General features: G+C 58.5%; 3 protein-coding genes. All 3 read left to right on the plus strand.

Going from position 1 to position 3712, the window contains the following annotated elements; all coding sequences use genetic code 11:
- The coding region (gene fusA, locus Q0176_RS08485) for an elongation factor G (protein WP_299301529.1) at positions 1-1842 on the plus strand (1842 nt) is incomplete at its 5' end.
- A gap of 305 nt (positions 1843-2147) precedes the next feature.
- Positions 2148-3185, plus strand: coding sequence for a glycosyltransferase (locus Q0176_RS08490; RefSeq protein WP_299301532.1), 1038 nt, complete (start codon positions 2148-2150; stop codon positions 3183-3185).
- Positions 3186-3281: 96 nt separating this feature from the next.
- Positions 3282-3712, plus strand: a 431-nt coding sequence (locus tag Q0176_RS08495) for a hypothetical protein (protein ID WP_299301535.1), incomplete at its 3' end; no start/stop codon positions are given.

Raw genomic sequence — 3712 nt, forward strand, 5'->3', positions numbered from 1 at the left:
GGTTTTGCGGACTTCGCGGGCGAGATGAGCGCCGCCATCCGCGTCTCGGACACGTCGCTGCTGCTGGTCAGCGCCGTGGGCGGGGTGGAGGTCCAGACCGGCCGCGCCTGGGAGTACGCCCTGGACAACCATAAGCCCGTCGTCTTCTGCATCTCGAAGATGGACCGCGAGAACGCCGATTTCGACAAAGTGCTGGCGGATATAAGGGAACAGTTCTCGGAAAACGCGCTTCCCGTATTCCTGCCCATCGGCTCGGCGGAGCATTTCAAGGGAATCGTAGACGTCCTCAGGGGGAAGTCCTATACCTACGTCACGGACGGCAGCGGAAAATTCACGGAGGGCGACGTCCCCGCCGACATGGCGGACGCGGCGGCATCCGCAAAGGAGGCCCTGGTGGAAGCGGCGGTCGAGATGGACGACGCCCTGATGGAGCGTTATCTCGAGGGAGAAGCCGTCTCCGACGCCGACCTTGCCCGGACGCTCCGCGCGGCCATCGTCGCCAGGCGCGTCATGCCGGTCCTGGCGGGGTCCGCAGCCCTGAACATCGGCGTTCATCAGCTTCTGGATTTCATCGTGGATTACTTCCCCTCCCCCACGGACGTCGGGGCGGCCAAGGCATTGGATGGGGACAAGACCGTCGAGGTCGCTCCGGATGCGGCCGCTCCGTTCTCCGCCCTCTGCTTCAAGGTGATGGTCGACCCCTATGTGGGCAAGCTCTCGTTCATCCGCGTCTATTCGGGGACCCTCTCCTCGGAGGGGAACAACATCTTCAACGTCAAGAAGGGCGAGGACGAACGCATCAGCTCCTTCAAGCTGATGTGCGGCAAGGAGGGAAAGGACGTCAAGGAGGTCATCGCCGGCGACATCGTCGCGATCCCCAAGCTCCAGAGCACGAAGGTCGGGCACACCCTGGCCGTCAAGGGCGGTTCCTCCTGTCAGTTCGAGAAGATCGAGTATCCCAGCCCTGTCTACAGCGTGGCGGTCATCGCCAAAAGCCGTGCGGACGAGGATAAGCTGGGCAACGCCATATCCAAGACCCTGGACGAGGACCGCGGACTCACCTTCGAGAAGAACCCGGAGACGCACGACAACGTGCTGTCCGGGATGGGGGACCTGCACATCGACATCGTCCTGGCCCGCATGAAGGAGCGTTACGGAATCGAGCTGGAGACGCGGACGCCGCAGGTTCCCTACCGCGAGACCATCCGAAAGACCGCGGAGGCCCAGGGCAAGCACAAGAAGCAGAGCGGAGGGCACGGGCAGTACGGCGACGTCCACATCCGCTACAGCCCGCTCGAGCGGGGGGCCGGGTTCGAGTTCGTGGACAGCGTCGTGGGCGGCGCGGTGCCGCGCAACTTCATCCCCGCGGTCGAGAAGGGGCTGCGCGAGTACATGGTCAAGGGGCCCCTGGCGGGCTTCCCGGTGGTCGACTTCCGCGCGGAGCTCTACTTTGGCTCGTACCACGACGTCGACAGCTCTGAGATGTCCTTCAAGCTGGCGACGCGCCTTTCCTTCAAAAAGGGGATCATGGACGCCTCTCCCGTGCTGCTGGAGCCTATCATGAACGTCGAGGTCACCGTCCCGGATCAGTACATGGGCGACGTGATGGGGGACTTCAACAGCCGCCGCGGCCGCATCATGGGCATGGAGGCCCACGGCCGGCTCCAGCTCGTCAAGGCCCAGGCCCCGCTTGCGGAGATGTTCCGGTACGCGATCGTGCTGCGCTCCATGACCTCGGGACAGGGTAGCTTCTCCATGGAGTACTCCCACTACGAGGAGGTCCCGGCCGAGATATCCAAGAAGGTCATCGCGGCCCACAAGGAGGAGGAAGAGGAGGAGTAAAGCATGTTTTTCCCGGGAGCATGGCCGAACGGCCATGCTCCCTTATTCCGATTCTAAGTCATTCGTATGCTGCGTTGTTTTTGCTCGCCTTGCCTACTAACGATTTAGAATCGGAATCGCCCCACATCCGTTATTGAGCGGACTGGAGAAGAAGGTCGTTTTTCGTTTTTTAGGCTCGTCCGTACCGCCTGTCTTGATTCCCCCCGACAGATTGTCCCGGCTGTGCCTCCTGTAATGCTATACTGACATCGTTGCAGTGAAAGCGCCCCTGCTTGCGTGAGGTCTCTCTTCGAGCAGGGAAGTTTATGGTGGGATTGAATGGGATGGGATTGAGGAGAGAGATGCTGACCGTTCCCCTGGCTGTGATCATCGCCACGAAGAACCGTAGTGAAGCGATCGAGAGATATGCGCTCGCCAGTCTGGAGCGTTCGGCGTTTCGGGATTTTGTCTGCGTGGTCTGGGACGCCAGCGACGACGATCGGACCCGAAGGGCGGCGGAGGATGGCGCTTGGACTTTTCCCATTCGGTATTTCGAGGCGCCCCGTCCCGGATTGACCTCGCAGCGCAACGATGCGGTGGACCATGTCCTGGAGCATATCCCTTCCGTGCGCTATGTATTGTTTATCGATGACGACAGCGAGTTGTCGCAGGACGCTCTGGAGGGGGTTCTTCAGACATTTGAGAACGAGGATGTTTGGGGCGTCAATGTCCCGCATGCTCCGGTCCTGAAAGGAGACGGCACGAAAGAGGTTCAAAAGAAACTCCGTGTTTCATCCAGGTCCCGTGTCATGACCTCTTATCTCTACAATCGTGGGACCTGCCCCGAACCGCACGGCATTGACGTGGATTGGCTGAGCGGATGCGGGATGGCCTTTCGGAGAGAGGTCTTTGGGGAGCTCGGACTTCGTTTCCCCGAGGAGTTTCAGCGCTTTGGGGGGTATGCTCTGGGGGAGGATTCGGCTTTATCCTGTTACCTGCATAGAAAAATGGGCAGGAAACTGAAGAATGCCGTTTCGGGAACCCTGAGGCATTATGCTGCCGGCGGCGCCCGCTTGAACGTCGCCAACATGGCGGCCTCCAAGTGGTACAATTTTCATCTGCTGTTCGATTGCCTCTACGACGACGTACGAGGCCCGAGGCTCCTGTGGCTGAAGGTCAAGTTCAAGCTGTTCATGCTCGCGGCGGCCCTCAGGCTTCTGAGAAGAGCTCGCAGTTTTGATGTGGTCTCCGTACTTCGTGGAATCACCGCGGCAAAACGTGCATTGCGTGGATTTCATGTGAACCGGGATATTCGAACGTTGATCTGCCGGCCTGGAGAAAACGCAGTTGAGGAAAATGGTTGAGAAAAGCAATTTTATGAATCATTGGAGAGAAGCGATCAGCCACTAACCCCAGTATGCGAAAGGTATTTTGAATACACATCAGGAGGAGCCAGTTCCGTGAAGAAAAATTTTGTTTTGTGTTTTTTGTTCTGCTTTCTGAGTGCCTTGATTGATCTTTGCTACTTTCATCAAGCATATGCCGACCAGTTGATTCTTTACGTTCAGTATCATTCCTGGGCTTTAGGGGGCTTACGCCTGGCTGTTCACTCCTTGATTCTGCTGAGCGTCTCCGCGGCATTTCTGGTCCTTCTGGGTAGCGTTCCAAAAGTGGGGAGCGTTCTTCAGTGGGGTGCCTGGTTTTTGTTGAATGCCTCGTATCATGTTTTTTATGAGGTAATGCATAGACTTCCGGATGCCCAAGACGTGCGCAACCTTTTGGCAACGCCTTGGGACATGGCGTCGGGGACGATACTTGCTGTTGTATCGCCGATGAACCTGCTGAAGGGCTGTATGCCCGCTGCTTTGGTCATGACGGTCTTTCTCTTTGG

Source organism: uncultured Fretibacterium sp. (assembly GCF_938040765.1).
In the GTDB taxonomy this organism is placed as follows: Bacteria; Synergistota; Synergistia; order Synergistales; family Aminobacteriaceae; genus CAJPSE01.